We start from the raw sequence: 1372 nt of genomic DNA, 5'->3' as shown, positions 1-1372 counted from the left end.
CCGTAGTTGAACGACGAGCCCTGCAGGCCATCGCCGTGGGCGACCTCGATGGAGTCGACCTTCGCCCGGTCCAGCGCCGCAGCGATGCGCCGCGCGTTGTCCACGCTGTACTGGTGGCGGATCGCGTGGGAGCCGTCACGCAGGGTGACGTCGGAGATATAGAGTTTGTTGGCCATTGTCCTTCCTCCCTCAGGCGGTGGCGCCGGCGCGCTCGCCGGCGTGCGCGGCGAAGCGCTCGGCGGTGGCCAGCGCCGCGGACGTCATGATGTCGAGGTTGCCGGCGTAGGCGGGCAGGTAGTGCGCCGCCCCCTCCACCTCCAGGAACACGGCGGTCTTCAGGCCCGTCACCCGGCCGATACCGGGGACGTTGAGCGGGCGGCTCTCATCGAAGCGCTCGAACTGCACCGACTGCTTGAGCCGGTAGCCGGGCACATAGCTCGACACCCGCTCGGCCATGGCCTCGATGGCGGCCTCGATCGCCGCCTCGTCGGCGTCCAGCGGCGAGAGGGTGTAGACGGTGTCACGCATGAGCAGTGGCGGCTCAGCCGGGTTGAGGATGATGATGGCCTTGCCGCGCCGCGCACCGCCCACCGCCTCCAGCCCCTGGCTGGTGGTCTCGGTGAACTCATCGATGTTCGCGCGCGTGCCCGGGCCCGCCGAACGGCTGGAGATCGAGGCGACGATCTCCGCGTAGCTCACCTCGGCGACGCTCGCCACCGCCGCCACCATGGGGATGGTGGCCTGGCCGCCACAGGTGACCATGTTGACGTTGTGCACCGACGGGTCCGCCAGGGTCTCCTCCAGGTTCACCACCGGCACGCAGTAGGGGCCGATGGCCGCCGGGGTGAGGTCGATGACCTGGATCTCTGGCCTGGACTGGCGCAGGACCGCGTCGTTGTGCACGTGCGCCTTCGCCGAGGTCGCGTCGAAGACCACCTCGATGTCCTCGAACTCGGGCATCGCCACCAGGCCCTCGACGCCGGTGTCGCAGGTCGCCACGCCCAGGCGCCGGGCCCGGGCCAGCCCGTCCGAGTCCGGGTCGATGCCCACCAGCACCCCCATCTCCAGGTGCTCGGCGTTGCGCAGGATCTTGATCATCAGGTCCGTGCCGATGTTGCCCGAGCCGATTACGGCCGCTTTCATGCTCATGGTCCGTTCCTCCGTCAGGATTCAGGGCGGCTCAGACGAACCGGCAGCCGGCCGTGCCGATGCCGCCGATGCTGAGGTGCATGGACTCGCCGGGCGCGATGGGGATCAGCGGCACCAGCGAGCCGGAGAGGATGACCTCGCCGGCCTTCAGCGGGATGCCGAAGGCACCGAGGGTGTTCGCCAGCCAGGCCACGCAGTTCACCGGCGAGCCCAGGGCCGCGGC

The 1372-nt window shown here is 69.9% G+C and carries 1 protein-coding gene and 2 pseudogenes; all 3 read right to left on the bottom strand.

Translation table 11 applies throughout. The features are described 5' to 3' along the window. Positions 1-176, bottom strand: a pseudogene (locus G7A99_RS25670) (4-hydroxy-2-oxovalerate aldolase); the annotation flags it as partial. A gap of 13 nt (positions 177-189) precedes the next feature. Beyond that, positions 190-1149 (bottom strand): acetaldehyde dehydrogenase (acetylating), encoded by a 960-nt coding sequence (locus tag G7A99_RS17585; RefSeq protein ID WP_163142597.1) that lies wholly within the window; start codon positions 1147-1149, stop codon positions 190-192. 31 nt (positions 1150-1180) lie between these two features. After that, positions 1181-1372, bottom strand: a pseudogene (locus G7A99_RS17580) (2-oxopent-4-enoate hydratase); the annotation flags it as partial.

It is taken from the genome of Arhodomonas sp. KWT, assembly GCF_010993615.1.
This window is presented reverse-complemented; position numbering and strand designations above follow the sequence as displayed.